Below are 15,847 nucleotides of genomic sequence, written 5' to 3'. Positions count from 1 at the left end.
CGCGTCAGCTCATCGAGCGGGTGGCGGGCGCCGGGCGGACCGGGCGGAGCAGCGTCTCCGGGCTCATCGAGCCGAGAAGCTTCTCCAGCGCGTACTCGACGTCGGACTTCCAGCTCAACGCCGTGCGCAGTTCCAGCCGGAGCCGGGGATAGCGCGGGTGCGGGCGGACCGTCTTGAAGCCCACCGAGAGGAAGAAGTCGGCCGGCGCCAGGCAGGCCCGCCCCGGGTCGTCCCCGTCGTCGCCGAACTTCGCGTCGCCGAACGCCTCGATGGCCTTGATCCCGCGCTTGGTGAGATCCCGGGCGACCCCCTGGACCAGCATCCGGCCCAGGCCGCCGCCGGCGAAGGCGGGCACCACGTGCGCCGTCATGAGCAGCGCGGCGTCCGCCGAGACGGGCGAGGTGGGGAAGGCCATCGAGCGCGGAACGTAGGCCGGCGGGGCGTACATGACGAAACCGGCGGGCATGCCGTCCACGTACGCGAGCTTGCCGCAGGAACCCCACTCCAGGAGCGTCTGGGAGACCCAGGCCTCCTTCTCCAGCCCCGGGTCGCCGGCGGCGCACGCGCGCTCGGCCGAGACCGGGTCCAGCTCCCAGTAGACGCACTGCCGGCAGGATCGGGGCAGGTCCTCCAGCGTGTCCAGGGTCAGACTGACCAGACGTCGCGACATGAGCACCCCACCCATAGGCCCGGAGCGGAGACCCCCGCGGTCTCCCGCCGCCTTCCTGCCCCCGACGAGCGATCGTACGCTTCCGCCCGGCGCTACGGGAGAGGACGCGCGAACCCCCACCCGCGCCGGGGAGAGGGCCGGTCCGGGATGTGGACGTACCCACACGGTGGGCCCGGTGCTGGCCGGCGGCGACTACGATCGACCAACCGGCTTTTCCCGCGCGCCGCCATGGTTGCCGGCATCGCGGGTACCACACCGGGCGGCAGCCCCGCCGACACCCGATCGAGGTGATGTCATGACCGGCACGACGCTCGACGACTACACCGACCGGTACGCCCGGCGGGTCCGGGGGATGACGGCCTCCGAGATCCGGGCACTCTTCGCGGTGGCCAGCCGGCCGGAGGTGGTCTCGCTCGCCGGTGGGGCGCCCTACATCGCGGCGCTGCCGCTCGACGCGGTCGGCGAGATGCTCGGCCGGCTCGGCGCCGAGCATGGCGCCACCACCCTCCAGTACGGCATCGGCCAGGGCACCCCGGAGCTGCGCGAGCGGATCTGCGAGGTGATGGCGCTGTCCGGGATCGACGCGTCGTGCGGCGCCTCGCCGGAGGACGTGGTGGTCACCGTCGGCGGGCAACAGGCGCTCGACCTGGTGGCCCGGCTCTTCCTGGACCCGGGTGACGTGGTGCTCGCCGAGGGGCCGACGTACGTCGGCGCACTCGGAGTGTTCCAGGCCGCCCAGGCCCAGGTGGCGCACGTGCCGATGGACTCCGAGGGGCTGATCCCGGAGGCGCTGGAGGTGGCCATCGCCGACCTGGCCCGCGCCGGCCGGCGGGTCAAGTTCCTCTACACCATCCCGACCTACCAGAACCCCACCGGCGTGACGCTGAGCGAGGAGCGGCGCGAGCGGGTGCTCGACATCTGCGAGCGCGCCGGGCTGCTGGTGGTCGAGGACGACCCGTACGGTCAGCTCGGTTTCGAGGGCGAGGCGCCCGCGCCGCTGCGGGCCCGGCGGCGCGACGGGGTCTTCTACCTGAGCACCTTCTCCAAGACCTTCGCGCCGGGCCTGCGGGTGGGCTGGATCCTCGCCCCGCACGCGGTCCGCGACAAGCTGGTCATCGCCAGCGAGGCCCAGATCCTCTGCCCCAGCGGCTTCGCCCAGGCCGCCGTCTCGACGTACCTGGGCACCATGCCCTGGCGGCAGCAGCTCAAGGTCTACCGCGAGGTCTACCGGGAGCGCCGGGACGCGCTGCTCGACGCGCTCGCGGACCTGATGCCGGAGGGCACCACCTGGACCACCCCGGCCGGCGGCCTCTTCGTCTGGGCGACCCTGCCGGACGGCCTCGACTCCAAGGCGATGATGCCGCGGGCGGTCGCCGCCCGGGTCGCCTACGTGCCGGGCACCGGCTTCTACGCCGACGGGACCGGTGCGGGCAACATGCGGCTCAACTTCTCCTTCCCGCCGCCGGAGCGGATCCGTGAGGGCGTCCGCCGGCTCGCCGGCGTGATGGAGCAGGAGATCGCCATGCGCAAGGTCTTCGGCGCGGTCGGCGGGGCGGGTCCGCGGCGCCGGCAGGGCGGCTCGGACGCGCCCGGTCCCGACTTGGCATGATTCCCGCATGTCCGTCAGCCCTGCCGCACACACTTCCGTGACCGGACCCGCCGCCACCGACGAACTGCACGTGCTGGTGCTCGCCGGCGGTCTCTCCTACGAGCGGGACGTCTCGCTCCGGTCCGGCCGGCGGGTGCTCGACGCGCTGCGCGCGGTCGGCGTGGAGGCCGAGCTGCGGGACGCTGACGTGGCGCTGCTGCCCGCCCTGGCCGCCGACCCGCCGGATGCCGTGGTGATCGCCCTGCACGGCGCCACCGGCGAGGACGGCTCGCTGCGCGGCGTGCTCGACCTCTGCGACGTGCCCTACGTCGGCTGCGACGCCCGCGCGTCCCGGCTCGCCTGGGACAAGCCCTCCGCCAAGGCGGTGCTGCGCGAGGCGGGCATCCCGACGCCCGACTGGGTGGCGCTGCCGCACGACCGCTTCTCGGAACTGGGCGCGGTGGCCGTCCTGGACCGGATCGCCGACCGGCTCGGCCTGCCGCTGATGGTCAAGCCCGCGCAGGGCGGTTCCGGGCTCGGCGCCGCCGTGGTCCGGGACGCCACGTCGCTGCCGGCCGCCATGGTCGGCTGTTTCGCGTACGACCAGACGGCGCTGGTGGAGCGCTACGTGCCCGGGATGGACGTGGCGGTCTCCGTGCTGGACCTGGGCGAGGGTCCGCAGGCCCTGCCCCCGGTCGAGATCGTGCCCCGCAACGGCGTCTACGACTACGCGGCCCGCTACACGGCCGGCCGCACCACCTGGCACGCGCCGGCCCGCCTCGACCCGGAGACGACCGAGCGCGTGACCCGGGTGGCGCTCGCCGCGCACGCCGCGCTGGGCCTCCGCGACCTGTCCCGCGTCGACCTGATCGTCGACGCGGACGGGCAGCCGCACGTGCTGGAGGTAAACGTCTCCCCCGGGATGACCGAGACCTCGCTGCTGCCGCTGGCCGTCCAGGCGGCGGGCCTGGACTTCGGGCGCGCGCTGGGCACCCTGGTGAGCCGCGCCGCCGCCCGCCGCCCCTGACGTCCGGCTGACCCGGTCGCGCGCTACGGCGTCTCGGCCCGCTGCGGCTGCTCGACCTGTTCCGGCGCGGCCGCCTGCTGCGGGACCTCGGGCCGTTCCGGCGTTCCCGCCCGATCCCGCTGCCCGACCTGCTCCGGCTCGGACGCCCGATCCGGGTGCTCGGCCTGTTCGGGCGTGGCCCGCTCCTCTGCCTCCTCGGCCTCGGGAATCTCGTCCGCGGCTTCGATCACCGAAGCGATCTCCTCCTCGGGCTCCTCGGTCGCCCCGCCGGTCGACGCGGCGTTGAAGCTCGACGGCGCCTGCCACTGGATGCGGGGCGGCTCGGCGAGCGGACGGCCACCGAACTCGGCCAGCCACGCGGCGACCATCGCCAGGTTCTCCCGCCACTGCGCCTCGGAGATCGGCGGCAGGATCGAGTCCCACAGGGACAGGAACGTGCCCCGCAGCTGCAGCCGCCCGTACGGCCGAGCCAGGAACCACATGTGCAGGTGCGCCGAGCCGTCACCCCAGCGGTTCACGTGCACCCGGGCCACGCCGTCCAGCGACCGGATGGCCCGCTCCAGGCGCACGGTCATGACGCCCAACTCGGCGGCGAGCAGGTTCGGCAGGTCGCCGAGGTCGAGGTGCGACCGGGACTCCAGGATCAGCACCATGGGCAGGCCTGTGGGCCGATCCATGGCCCGGACCCGCCATCGTTCACCCACCCAGATGTACGCCTCGTCCGGCGCGTTGCAGGCGGTGCACTCCCGATTCCCCTCGCCGCGGCGGGGAGGCTCGACCAGCACCGGCTCGTCGAGCTGCTTGACGTGGAGATCGCCCTCGAAGGGAAAGGAGGGCCACTGGGTGAAGTCCGGGACTGAGGGAGAGGTGTCCTGCACGACGCTGACCCTAGCCGAGTTGGCGATGCCTGTCCCTACCCGAGTGCGGGCCGCTGAGCGTTCCTCATCGATCCACAACGGGTTGTCCACCACGTTGTCCACAGGTCGCTGAGATCACCAGCACAGCGCGTCATCCACTGCTCAGCAAGGGTTTCCGCGCGATGTTCCACGTGGAACGGGGAGAGCCTGTGGACAACTGCTGTGGATAACGTTGGGAGCGTCTACCGGCCTTCGGGGTGGCTCGGTCCTTCCTTCCCAACGAGCGACGCGGGCGATCCGCACCGACCGGAGGTGGTGGTTTCCGAGGGGGTCTCCGAGGCGCTGGGTGAGGCCCGGCAGGTGGCGGTTGGCGGCCGTGTTTCACGTGAAACGGCGGCGCGCGTGAGCGCTATCGGGTGCGCGGCGCGCCCGATCAGCGGCCCGCCCGCCAGCCGTGGGGGGCAGGATCGAGGCTGCCGACGGTGATCACGGAGAACGAGGAGGGCCTCCTCCGGTGAGCGAGGTCCGGTGAGCGACGTTCCCGCGACCAGCGTCCGGTGAGCGACGTCCGGTGAGAGGCCTCCGGTGAGCAGCCTCCGGTGATTTTGCCGCGCGGCTCCAGGCGTGGCTGGGCGGCGGTTCACGAGACTTCGGCCGACGCACGAGTGAAGCCGTCGGCAGGTCTTGATCAGTAGTGGCGGCGACTGTCTGCCCGGCCATCCGGTCGAGCTGCGTTCCACGTGAAACAGGAAACGGATGCGGCGTCGCGAAGCGCTGGCCGGGGACGGGCTGGGCCCTCTCCAGGCCGGCCGGCGCGGTCCTCATGGTCGGCGGTGAGGATTCGACGCGCAAGAGGCGGCGGCCACGTTGGGAGACGACCGGCCCGGCGCCGCTCGGCGCCCCAGGAACCGGCGACGGCTCAGCGGTAGGCGCTCTGGATCGGCAAGGACGATAGGCAGCGTCAGGATGCTCAGAGCCCAGTCGGCCGAGAGGCGACAGCCCGGCCGTGAGGCGACGGCCCTTAGATGAGTTCGGTCTCTGGTTCGCCGACCTCTCCACAGCGGCGCGTCCAACTGAGTCGGATGACGGCCGGAACGAGAAGCACCGTTCAGCGCCTTCGTCCGGTCGACGCCTTGCCGCCTGGCTCCGGCCAATTTGGCGAGTAGTTCGACCTTCAAGCGGCGGGCGCAGTGACTGGGTGGACGGCTGGACCGCCCGCCGCCTCCAAGCGGTTGGGGCGATCCTGGTGGACTACCGCACCGCTCAACGGGCCCACCAGCACGCCGCCGTGGGCAGAAGGCTTCCATGGCAGGGACGTGCCCTGCTCGCTGGCTGCGCCTGGCGGTTGCCGGTGGCACGTCATGCCTGGCGGCCCGACTCCCACCACACCCTGGGCGGCTGCGGCACTTCCGTCGACCACCAACCGACCGACCGGGTGTGGAGGCGAATTGACACCCCGCGCGCGTCCGCCCATCGATGGCGCGGCCGGGGTGCTCCGAGGCCGATGTCCGGAGTCCGCCGTTCACTCGCTCAGCTAGGCGTCTTCCTCCGCCCGTCCGTACCCGCGCTTGCCCGATCCGTTGGGGCATGTTTGCCGGTGCCCAACTGCCGGCGCCACTCGCCAACGGCTAGCTGTGGCTTGGCGCGGTCGCGGCCGCGCTCCCCGTTTCACGTGAAACGGGGCGTCAGTAATCAGCGAGGTCAGTCGTGGCACCCCGCCCGGGCGACCACCCAGCCGGTTGCGGCGCATGGCGTCGCCACCCAGCCCCGTTGCGGCACCGCGTTGCCACCTAGCCCGGTAGCGGCCCCGTCGCCATCCAGCCCGGGGTAGCAGGCCGCTCCGCCACCCAGCTGACTGCGGCACGCCGTTGCGCCGCAACCCGCCGGCGGATGCGCCACGCGGCGGCGGACGTGTTTCACGTGAAACGGCGACGCAGGGCTGCCTCCCTCCCAGAACTCGCGGCCATCGGTGCCGCGCGAATCGCAACGCCCGGTCGCTGCGGTTGTTGGCGTCGACGGCCAGTTGGCGGGACCGGCAGGCCGACCTGCGCTACCCGCGCCGCGGGCGGGGAGGTGACTCGTCGGTCGCAACGGCCTGGGCGACGGGCACTCACCTCGTCACGCCAACCAGGACGCCGCGCACCGGGCGGCGGTCGCCGACGGCCAGCACCCGTTCGCCGTGATCGTCGCGACGACACCAGGTCTGACGATCAGGCGACAACAAGGAGGCCGATGAGTACGGCCCAGGCGATCCCGTCCATGGCCGTCGAACAGCTCCCGCCAACGCCGGCGCCTTCAGAAGGCCGCCAGCGCCGAACACAGCCGCGGTGTCCCGACACCCCGTCCGGGAGATGTCAGCCCGCCCAGCGGCCCATGAGGACGCCGCGCAGACGCCTCCTACGACACGACAGCTACGAGGGCACTCGGCAAGCGAGAGCAGCCCGCCGGATCCGAGCCCGGAAGCGAAACCGCCGGATCCGAGCCCGGAAGCGGACGCCAGGAGACGGCCAGCACCCCGGTCCGCAGCGAGCAGGTCGGAGCGAGCACGCTCCGGCATCACCGACACCCTCCAACAGGTCCCGGGCACCCCGGTCCGCCGGGCCGGAAACGGCTCGGCCGCGTCGCCCCCGGAGGGACCACGCGGCCGAGACCGACAGCGGGCTGTTCACTCCCCGGGCGGCTGCTCCTCCTGCCCGACGCCGATGATTCCCACGATCCGTTCCAGGTCGTCGACGGTCGCGAACTCGATCGTGATCTTGCCCTTGCTCCGGCCGATGTCGACCTTCACCCGGGTGTCGAAGCGATCGGACAGCCGGTCGGCGAGGTCCGTGAGCGCGGGCGCGTGCGGCTTCGGCCGGCGCTTCGCGGCCGGGGCCTTCGCCGGGCCGTCGGCGAGCGCCAGCGCCACCAGTTCCTCGGTGGCGCGTACGGAGATGCCTTCGGCGACGATGCGCTTGGCGAGCTGCTCCTGCGCCTCGGAGTCGTCGAGGCTGAGCAGGGCGCGGGCGTGGCCGGCGGAGAGCACGCCGGCGGCGACCCGGCGCTGCACCTGGGCGGGGAGGTTCATCAGCCGGATGGTGTTGGAGATCTGCGGCCGGCTCCGGCCGATCCGGCGGGCCAGTTCCTCGTGGGTCGCGCCGAACTCCTCCAGCAGTTGCTGGTACGCGGCGGCCTCTTCCAGCGGGTTGAGGTTCGCGCGGTGGATGTTCTCCAGCAGCGCATCCCGGAGCATCGCGTCGTCCTTGGTGTCCCGGACGATGGCGGGGATGCTCTCCCGGCCGACCGCCTGGGCCGCGCGCCAGCGCCGCTCACCCATGACGAGCTCGTACTTCTCGCTGTCGAGCTGGCGGACGACGATCGGCTGGAGGAAGCCGACCTCCTGGATCGAGGTCTTCAGCTCCTCCAGCGCCTCCTCGTCGAAGACGTGCCGGGGCTGCTTGGGGTTCGGCACGATGCTGTCGACCGGGATCTCGGCGAAGCGGGCTCCGGGGACCGGGCTCAGTTGCGGCTCCGGCTCGGCGGTCGGGGCCGCCGGGGCCGCCGGGGCGGCAACGTCACCGACGCCGTTGGCTCCCGTCACGGCCGCCGTGGCGCCACCGATCGGGGTGGCCGGGACGGCCGCCGCCGTACCGTTCTCGGTTTCGGCGGTCGCCGGGGCACTGCCCGGCACGGGCCCGGTGGGGATGAGGGCGCCGAGCCCTCGGCCCAGACCGCCGCGAGGACGGTTCTTCATGCGACGCCTCCCAGCGACTTCTCCGTACTACGCATTCCGGCTCACCGGCTCCTTGACGCCCCGCTCCGCGATCTCCTGGGCGGCCTCGAAGTAGCTCGTGGCCCCCCGCGAACCGGGATCGTAGGTCATCACCGACTGCCCGTAGCTGGGCGCCTCGGAGACCCGTACGTTCCGGGGGATCACGGCCTGGAGCACCTTGTCCCCGAAGTGGTTCCGGACGTCCTGCTCCACCGCGTCGGCCAGCCGGGTACGCCGGTCGTACATGGTGAGCAGGATCGTGGACACCTCGAGCTTCGGGTTCAGGTGCTGCCGGACGAGGTTGATGTTCTGGATGAGCTGGTTGAGGCCCTCCAGCGCGTAGTACTCGCACTGGATCGGGATCAGCACCTCCTGCGCGGCGACCAACGCGTTGACGGTCAGCAGACCGAGCGAGGGCGGGCAGTCGATGAACACGTAGTCGAAGTGCCCGGGGTACGCGGCGATGGCCCGAGCCAGCCGGGACTCCCGGGCGACGACGGAGACCAGCTCGATCTCGGCACCCGCCAGGTCGATGGTGGCCGGTACGCACCACAGGTTCGGGATGCCCTCGACGGCCTGGGCCACCTCCTCCAGCGGCACGCTGTCGATGAGGCAGTCGTAGACGTCCGGCACGCCGGTGTGGTGCGGCACGTTGAGCCCGGTGGAGGCGTTGCCCTGCGGGTCGAGGTCGACGACCAGCACCCGGTTGCCGTGCAGGGCGAGCGCCACTGCCAGGTTCACCGTGGTGGTGGTCTTGCCCACGCCGCCCTTCTGGTTGGCGACGCACATCACCCGGGTCCGTTCGGGGCGCGGCATGGTGACCTCACCACTGGGGTTCAGGATCTGCACGGCGCGCATAGCCTCCATAGCCAACGGTGGGTCATCCTCTTCGCGCGTCGGGGTTTCACGTGAAACGTACGTGCTCGCCGGGGCCTCGGCACCGTAGCCGGTATCCGGTGGCGTGTCGGGAGGAGCCGGGGTCGCGGACACGTCCGGCGCGGACTCCGGGGTGGGCTGTTGCGGCACGACCACGGCCGGCGGCTGCGGCTCGAACCGTGCGGGGACGGCGGCGTTCCCGCGTACCGGGGCCGGACGGGCGGCGGGCGCGTTCACCGGGCCGTCGCTCGGATCGTGCGGGTCCCGCGCTGGCGGGACGTTCGCCGGCACGGACGAGGTCGGCCGCACGGCGCCGGCCGGAGGCACGTCCCGCCGCACCACCGGGTCACAGTCCGGGGGCCGCGTGGACGGGTCGTGTGGCTCGCCGTTAGACGGCCAGCCCTGGAAGTTGGTTTCACGTGAAACGGGGCCGTCGGCCGAGGGTCGTCCGCCTGGCCCGGTCACCCGTGGATCGTCGTACCTGCCGTCGTCATGCACCTGTCATCCCTGCCCGCTCCGGATGGTCGGTCCGCACCCGTCATTCAGGCCCCCGCGCTCGCCGCACGGCGTCACCGGCCTGGTGGGAACGGTCGGGTTCGGGTGCCGCCCGGCACCGCCGCTCCACACTATCGGCGCGCGGCCAGCCTACGGCCGACGGGCGTAGCGGGTCCACGTCGGGTTCTGATCGACCAGCTCACGCCCACCCGGTCCAACGACCGGGCGGGCGTCCGGAAAGCCTTGCCGCGTCAGCGATCCCGGCCCTGGGTGCCGCGGCGACGACCACCCCGCGAGCGCTTGGGCGCCTTCTTCCTGGCCGGGCCGACCACCCGCTCGCGGACCACCTCGATCACCGTCGCGGGCGGGTCGATCACGTCGACACCGCACCGGTGCAGCTCCGGCTGGCCGCCGCCGAGCCGGGCCACCGCCGCGGCGTGCTCGGCGATCTCCTCGGCGGCGGAGGCGCCCTTGAGCGCGACCAGCCGGCCGCCGGGCACCGCCAGCGGCAGGCACCAGCCGGCGAGCCGGTCCAGCGGAGCCACCGCCCGCGCGGTGACGATGTCGGCGGACAGCGGCTGCCGGTCGCGGGAGCCGACCGCGGCCTCCTCGGCTCGGCCACGAAACACCCGGACCGACTTGGTCAGCCCCAGGTGCTGCACCGCCTCGATGAGGAAGGCGGTGCGCCGGGCGAGCGGCTCGACGAGCGTCACGGTCAGATCCGGCCGCGCGATGGCCAGCACCAGACCGGGCAGGCCGGCCCCGGAGCCGACGTCGATCAGGCTGGCGCCCTCCGGGATGCGCTCGGCCAGCGCCGCGCAGTTGAGCAGGTGACGCTCCCAGAGCCGCGGCGTCTCGCGGGGGCCGATGAGGCCGCGCACGACGCCGTCCGTGGCCAGCAGTTCGGCGTACGCGGCCGCCAGGTCGAGCCGGTCGCCGAAGAGGGTACGGGCGGCCTCGGCCAACTCGGGCGGCAACGTCGCCTCCCCCGGGGCCGGCTGGGCGCCGGAGGGCGGACCGTCACCGTCCATGAGGGACGGTCCGGAGTCGTCTCGCTCGTCGGAGGGCCGGTCGTCCAGGTCGGGGCCGGCGGTGGCCGGCTCGGCGAACAGCGGGTCGATCGCGCCTCCCGAGGCCGGTGCGGCCGGTGCCTCCACCGGCGCCGACGACTCGGGCCGTCCTCCCGGCTCGCTGGAGAAGGCCGGTGTCACGCCGGTGGCGGGGTCGGCCCCGGCGGCCGGCTGCACGGTGGCCGGAACCGGATCGCCCGCGTAGGCCGGCTCGCTCGAGAAGGCCGGGTCGACCGGGCCTGCGGGCGGGACCGGGGTCGCCGGGTGGGCCGGGGCATCGCCCTCGGAGAAGACCGGGTCGACGGCCGGATCGGTGCGGACAGGCGACGGCCCGGGCGGGGTACCGCCCGGGCCGGTCACGGCACCCGCCGTTGTCTCGTCGGAAGCCACCTACGTCAGTCCGTAACCGGCCGGACGATGATCCGGCGGTTCGGCTCGACGCCCTCGGACTCGCTCTCCACACCGCTCATCGCGTTGACCACGTCGTGCACGCACTTGCGCTCGAACGCGGACATCGGCTCGAGGCGCACCGCCTCGCCGTGCTCCTTGACCTTCTCCACCGCGTTCTTGGCGACCGCGGCCAGTTCCTTGCGCCGGGCTGCGCGGTAGCCGCCGACGTCGAGCAGCAGGCGGCTGGGCGAACCGGTCTGCCGGAACACCGCCAGCCGGGCCAGTTCCTGGAGCGCCTCCAGGGTGGCGCCGCGCTGGCCGACCAGGTTCTGCAGGCGACCCCCGACCACCTCGACGACCGGGCGGCCGCCGGAGACCAGCTCGTCGATGTCGCCGTCGTAGTCGAGGATGTCGAGCAGGCCCTCGACGTAGTCGGCGGCGATCTCGCTCTGCCGGAACAGGTCGCTGTCGGCGGGTGCCTTCTTCTCCCGGGCCTCGGCCTGGGTGTCCTCGGCCTCGTCCGTGGTGGCGGCCGGCGCGGTCTCCTCGTCCAGGGACTGGTCCGCGCTGGGGATGCTGGTGTCGGTCACGGTCTCATCTCCGTACTCGCTCGGCCGGACCGTCGGGTCCGCTGGTCTCCCGGGGGCCGGCGGGAGGTTCGCCGGTGCCCTCGGGCACGTCTGTACGGGCCAGTTTCGCCCGTGACCGCGCTCCGCGCGGCGGTTCCGGCCCGGCGCCGACTCCGGAGGGTGGCAGCTCGGGGACCAGAACGGGCCGCCACCGGTGTCCGGCGGCGGCCCGGTAAGGCTCAGCCCTGTCGCTTGGCGGGTCGGCCGCTGCTCTTCTTCGGGTTGACCGGCTTGGCGCCGGGCTTCGGGCCGGCCACCTTGGGGGCGGCGGCCGGGGCCTTGACGGCCGGCTGGGCGGTCTTGCGGCCGAGCAGGCCGCCGACCCGGGCCGGCTGGGCGGTGGCCTTGCCCGCGGTGGCCTTGCCGGCGGTGCTGCTCTTCGGCGGCACCAGCGGCGGGAACTTCCGCAGCACCCACTGCTGCTGGCCGAGGGTGAAGAGGTTGTTGGTGACCCAGTAGATGATCACACCGATCGGGAAGATCGAGCCCGAGATGAGCAGCGAGACGGGGATGCCGTAGAGCATCAGCCGCTGGACCATCCGCTGCTGCGGGTCCTCGGCCCAGCCGGTCTTGAGGATCATCTGCCGGCTGGTCAGGTAGGTCGTGGCGATCATGATGAGCACCAGGATGCCGGCAACGACCTTGACCGTGGTGCTGTTCGCGCCCAGGTTCGCCAGCTCGTCGGGCGTGGAGCCGAACCGGCCGGAGATCGGGGCGGTGAAGAGCTTCGCGCTGGAGGCACTGTTGAACTGCTCGACGGTCCAGCCGTACAGGGTCTTGCCCTGGTTGTCCGGGTTGAGCCGCTTGAGCGTGTGGAACAGGCCGAGGAAGACCGGAATCTGGAGGAACATCGGAAGGCAGCCCATCAGCGGGTTGGCCTTTTCCTTCCGGTAGAGCTCCATCATCTCCTTCTGGAGCGTCTCCCGGTCACCCTTGTGCTTCTCCTGCAGCTCCTTGACCTTGGGCTGGAGCGCCTGCATGGCCCGCTGCGACTTGATCTGCTTGACGAAGACCGGGAAGAGGATCACCCGGACGGTGACCACCAGGAAGATGATGGAGAGGATCCACGCCCAGTTCGTGCCGATGACGGCTCCGACCGAGACCCCGATGGCGTCCCAGGCCGAGTGCCAGGTCAGCAGGATCCACGAGATCGCGTAGTAGATCCAGTCGAGACTAAACACTCAGGCTCCAGTCACGTCGGAACGGCGGCGGTCGCCCGGCTCCGGGACCGGGTCGTGTCCACCAGGGTGGAAGGGGTGGCAGCGCGACAGCCGACGGACCGTCAGCCAGGCTCCGCGCGCCGCGCCGTGCCGGGACACCGCCTCGACGGCGTAGGCACTGCACGACGGGTAGAACCGGCAGCGGGCCGGCAGTGCCGGACTTATCCACCGACGGTACGCGATGATGGGCGCCATCAGCATGCGGGCACCGGCAGAGGGCCGCGGCGCGGCAGTGTGCTCGGTCACCGGGACCGCCGTCCCCGGGGAGAGCGCGCGGCCCCGAGGGCGGCGTCCAGGTCGGCGCCGAGCCGGGCGTACGACGCATGGGCGGCCGGCGGCAGCGCGCGTACCACCAGGGTGCTGCCGGCGGGCAGGTCGGCCAGCCGCTCGCGGACCAGGTGGCGGAGCCGGCGGCGGACCGTGTTGCGGACCACGGCGTTGCCGACGGCCTTGGACACGACGAAGCCGGCGCGGCGCGGCGCGGAAGTCTCCGCACCGCCGCTCCGCGCCGGCTCCGGCGAGGTTGTCGCGGTGGATCCGGTCTGCTCGGGGAGGGTCAGGTGCACCACGACGGCACCACGGCCGACGCGTCGGCCACCCCGGACCGCTGCGGCGAAGTCGCTACTACGCCGCAGTCGCTGCGCGGCGGCCAGCACGACTGCCCACGTCCCCGGACCGGACCGGTCGGCCTCAGGCCGACAGGCGCGTGCGGCCCTTGCTGCGACGGGTCGAGATGATGGCGCGGCCGGCACGGGTGCGCATGCGCAGCCGGAAGCCGTGGGTCTTCGCGCGCCGGCGGTTGTTCGGCTGGTAGGTGCGCTTGCTCACGTCAGGATCTCCGTTGTCGTAGACCTCGCGCGGGGGATCGCCCGGGGTCGTGTGGTGGTCCAGGCCACCTCGCCGGTGGCCTCCGATCGGTGCTGCCCGGCGACCTGGGGCCCCGGCGATGCGGGGAGGTGACCGCGGACAGCAAGCACCCATCACCCTAGCAGAGGGCGAGAGAGCAGCCGTTCCAGCCTACGCAGGGGGGCAATGACCGTCAAACCTCACACCAGGGCCGCTACCTGCGCCGGGAGCGCGACCGAAGGGGCGGTTTTCACTGATGTTGACAAGGCTGCCCCGGTGTCGACGGTTGATGGCGCGGGGTCCGCGCTGTTAGCGTGCCCGATTGCGGTCAGCGTCGGGGGTCTCGGTTGTCGCTGGCTGGCAAGACCGGACAAGGTAGTGAATCGTTCGGCACGGTGAACCCGCTTCGTTGCCTCCAGAACCAGGGGGCAGGTCCGACCCGCGTCCGGTGGGCGGCCACAATCGGTCGGTACACACAGGCTGTGGATAACTTGTGGATAACGACCGGTCAGCCGTCCGGGCGGGCGTGAGCAGAGGCGAGGGGGTGGCACGACGGTGACCGGAGCGACCGACCTTGCCGCGGTGTGGACGGCGACGACCGACGAGCTCGCCGACGAGATCATCTCCGCGCAGCAGCGGGCATACCTCCGGCTCACCCGGCTGCGGGCGATCGTCGAGGACACCGCACTGCTCTCCGTGCCCGACGCGTTCACCCGGGACGTGATCGAGTCCCGCCTCCGCCCGGCCATCACCGAGGCGTTGAGCCGCCGGCTCGGCCGGCCCATCCAGGTGGCCGTCACGGTGCGCGTCGCCGAGGATCCGGGCAGCCGCCCGCCCGGCACCGTCTACCGCAGCAACCCCGAGCCCGCCCCCGGGCCCGACGGCCCACCGGATCTGCTCACCGGCTTCGACCAACCCGGCCCGGCCGACGCCGCGCCCGGCTTCCCCGACCTGGGTTTCCCCCCGGCCCGGCCGGAGGCCCCGGCGTACGCCGACCCGCGTCCGGAGCCGCCCGCCGAGGAGCCGGCCCCCCGGCAGCGCACCGCCGACGGCGCCCGGCCGCAGCTCATCCCGGCCAGCCGCGACGGGCAGGACACGCTGTTCAGCACCGCCTTCGCCGAGCCGTTGCGCGCCACCCCGGAGCGTCGTGGCTACGACGAGCGGTCCCGGGTGGAGCCGACCGGCCGCGACACCGGCGGCTACGAGCCCCGTTACCGGGAGGCGCCCGGCCCGGCCGACGCTCCGCCGCTGCGGGGCCTGCCCCGGGACGGCGCCACGGACAGCGGCCCCGGCCGCGGCGGCCCCGACCACCGCCCGGGCGGCCAGGCCGACCGGCGGATGCCCGGCGGCGCGGAGAGCGGCGGCAACCGGCTCAACCCGAAGTACATGTTCGAGACGTTCGTCATCGGCTCGTCCAACCGCTTCGCCCACGCGGCGAGCGTCGCGGTGGCCGAGTCGCCGGCGAAGGCGTACAACCCGCTCTTCATCTACGGCAGCTCCGGGCTGGGCAAGACCCACCTGCTGCACGCCATCGGGCACTACGCCACGACGCTGGGCAACGCCCGCTCGGTCCGGTACGTCTCGACCGAGGAGTTCACCAACGACTTCATCAACTCGCTGCGGGACGACAAGACCAGCGCGTTCCAGCGCCGCTACCGGGACGTGGACATCCTCCTGATCGACGACATCCAGTTCCTGGAGAACCGGGAGCGGACCCAGGAGGAGTTCTTCCACACCTTCAACACCCTGCACAACGCCAACAAGCAGATCGTGATCACCTCCGACCGCTCGCCCAAGCAGCTGGCGACGCTGGAGGACCGGCTGCGGACCCGGTTCGAGTGGGGGCTGCTCGCCGACATCCAGCCGCCGGACCTGGAGACCCGGATCGCGATCCTGCAGAAGAAGGCGGCGCAGGAGCGGCTGTACGCCCCGCCGGACGTGCTGGAGTTCATCGCCTCCCGGGTGTCGAACTCGATCCGGGAACTGGAGGGCGCGCTGATCCGGGTCACCGCGTTCGCCAGCCTCACCCGCTCGTCGGTCGAGCTGTCGCTGGCCGAGGAGGTGCTGCGGGACTTCATCCCGGACGGCGCCGGCCCGGAGATCACCGCCGACCAGATCATGGTCTCCACCGCGGACTACTTCGGTGTGAGCCTGGAGGACCTGCGGGGCCACTCCCGGTCCCGCGTGCTGGTCAACGCCCGCCAGGTGGCCATGTACCTGTGCCGCGAGCTGACCGACCTGTCGCTGCCCCGGATCGGGCAGGCGTTCGGCGGCCGGGACCACACCACCGTCATGCACGCCGACCGGAAGATCCGCCAGCAGATGGCGGAGCGGCGCTCGCTCTACAACCAGATCGCGGAGTTGACCAACCGGATCAAGCAGACCACCTGATCCGTACGCCGACGCGACGCCCGGCCGGGCCCACCGG

At 72.6% G+C, this 15,847-nt stretch carries 13 protein-coding genes; 3 read left to right on the top strand and 10 right to left on the bottom strand.

What is annotated here, in order from left to right; translation table 11 throughout:
* Positions 1–4: 4 nt before the first annotated feature.
* Positions 5–670 carry a GNAT family N-acetyltransferase gene (locus RMN56_RS11745; RefSeq protein WP_313723834.1) on the bottom strand — a complete coding sequence of 222 codons (666 nt, stop codon included), beginning with the start codon at positions 668–670 and terminating at the stop codon, positions 5–7.
* Between the two features lie 295 nt (positions 671–965).
* Here RMN56_RS11745 and RMN56_RS11740 point away from each other — a divergent pair, with 295 nt between their 5' ends.
* Complete coding sequence (locus RMN56_RS11740; protein WP_313723833.1) at positions 966–2,279, top strand: aminotransferase-like domain-containing protein; 1,314 nt, start codon at positions 966–968, stop codon at positions 2,277–2,279.
* 7 nt (positions 2,280–2,286) lie between these two features.
* Positions 2,287–3,285: a D-alanine--D-alanine ligase family protein gene (locus tag RMN56_RS11735; RefSeq protein ID WP_262285010.1), complete on the top strand. Its 999-nt coding sequence runs from the start codon at positions 2,287–2,289 to the stop codon at positions 3,283–3,285.
* A 23-nt stretch (positions 3,286–3,308) separates the two neighbouring features.
* Here RMN56_RS11735 and RMN56_RS11730 read toward each other — a convergent pair whose 3' ends face one another.
* From RMN56_RS11730 to rpmH, 9 genes are all read right to left on the bottom strand, one after another.
* Entirely contained in the window at positions 3,309–4,163 is an 855-nt protein-coding gene (locus RMN56_RS11730; RefSeq protein WP_313723832.1) for a hypothetical protein, read from the bottom strand.
* Between the two features lie 2,644 nt (positions 4,164–6,807).
* A complete protein-coding gene (locus tag RMN56_RS11725) occupies positions 6,808–7,875 on the bottom strand; it encodes a ParB/RepB/Spo0J family partition protein (RefSeq protein WP_313723831.1) in 1,068 nt (355 codons plus the stop codon).
* 27 nt (positions 7,876–7,902) lie between these two features.
* A complete protein-coding gene (locus RMN56_RS11720; RefSeq protein ID WP_313723830.1) occupies positions 7,903–9,267 on the bottom strand; it encodes a ParA family protein in 1,365 nt (454 codons plus the stop codon).
* A 248-nt stretch (positions 9,268–9,515) separates the two neighbouring features.
* The gene (gene rsmG / locus RMN56_RS11715) at positions 9,516–10,295 is read right to left on the bottom strand and encodes a 16S rRNA (guanine(527)-N(7))-methyltransferase RsmG (RefSeq protein ID WP_313724719.1); all 780 of its coding nucleotides are present in this window, start codon (positions 10,293–10,295) and stop codon (positions 9,516–9,518) included.
* Positions 10,296–10,729: 434 nt separating this feature from the next.
* Complete coding sequence (locus RMN56_RS11710) at positions 10,730–11,314, bottom strand: Jag family protein (protein WP_313723829.1); 585 nt, start codon at positions 11,312–11,314, stop codon at positions 10,730–10,732.
* Positions 11,315–11,532: 218 nt separating this feature from the next.
* Positions 11,533–12,534, bottom strand: coding sequence for a membrane protein insertase YidC (yidC, locus tag RMN56_RS11705; protein WP_313723828.1), 1,002 nt, complete (start codon positions 12,532–12,534; stop codon positions 11,533–11,535).
* Positions 12,535–12,774 carry a membrane protein insertion efficiency factor YidD gene (yidD, locus tag RMN56_RS11700; RefSeq protein WP_262285170.1) on the bottom strand — a complete coding sequence of 80 codons (240 nt, stop codon included), beginning with the start codon at positions 12,772–12,774 and terminating at the stop codon, positions 12,535–12,537. It lies immediately after the preceding gene.
* A gap of 41 nt (positions 12,775–12,815) precedes the next feature.
* On the bottom strand, positions 12,816–13,229 hold the full coding sequence (gene rnpA, locus RMN56_RS11695; RefSeq protein ID WP_313723827.1) for a ribonuclease P protein component: 414 nt from the start codon (positions 13,227–13,229) through the stop codon (positions 12,816–12,818).
* Between the two features lie 34 nt (positions 13,230–13,263).
* Positions 13,264–13,401 carry a 50S ribosomal protein L34 gene (rpmH, locus tag RMN56_RS11690; RefSeq protein ID WP_117668129.1) on the bottom strand — a complete coding sequence of 46 codons (138 nt, stop codon included), beginning with the start codon at positions 13,399–13,401 and terminating at the stop codon, positions 13,264–13,266.
* Between the two features lie 573 nt (positions 13,402–13,974).
* Between rpmH and dnaA the strand changes: the two genes are divergently transcribed.
* A complete protein-coding gene (gene dnaA, locus RMN56_RS11685; RefSeq protein ID WP_313723826.1) occupies positions 13,975–15,810 on the top strand; it encodes a chromosomal replication initiator protein DnaA in 1,836 nt (611 codons plus the stop codon).
* Positions 15,811–15,847 lie beyond the last annotated feature (37 nt).

Origin of the sequence: Micromonospora halotolerans (assembly GCF_032108445.1) — a bacterium.
GTDB classification, from domain to species: Bacteria; Actinomycetota; Actinomycetes; order Mycobacteriales; family Micromonosporaceae; genus Micromonospora; species Micromonospora halotolerans.
Note: the sequence above shows the minus strand (reverse complement) of the source record. Positions and strands in the feature narration are given on the sequence as shown.

Bases quoted from the DNA above. Each gene is read 5' to 3' on its own strand.
- RMN56_RS11745 (WP_313723834.1), bottom strand. From the start codon at position 670: ATGTCGCGACGTCTGGTCAGTCTGACCCTGGACACGCTGGAGGACCTG.
- yidD (WP_262285170.1), bottom strand. From the start codon at position 12,774: ATGCTGATGGCGCCCATCATCGCGTACCGTCGGTGGATAAGTCCGGCA.
- rsmG (WP_313724719.1), bottom strand. From the start codon at position 10,295: ATGGACGGTGACGGTCCGCCCTCCGGCGCCCAGCCGGCCCCGGGGGAG.
- RMN56_RS11735 (WP_262285010.1), top strand. From the start codon at position 2,287: ATGTCCGTCAGCCCTGCCGCACACACTTCCGTGACCGGACCCGCCGCC.
- RMN56_RS11740 (WP_313723833.1), top strand. From the start codon at position 966: ATGACCGGCACGACGCTCGACGACTACACCGACCGGTACGCCCGGCGG.
- RMN56_RS11725 (WP_313723831.1), bottom strand. From the start codon at position 7,875: ATGAAGAACCGTCCTCGCGGCGGTCTGGGCCGAGGGCTCGGCGCCCTC.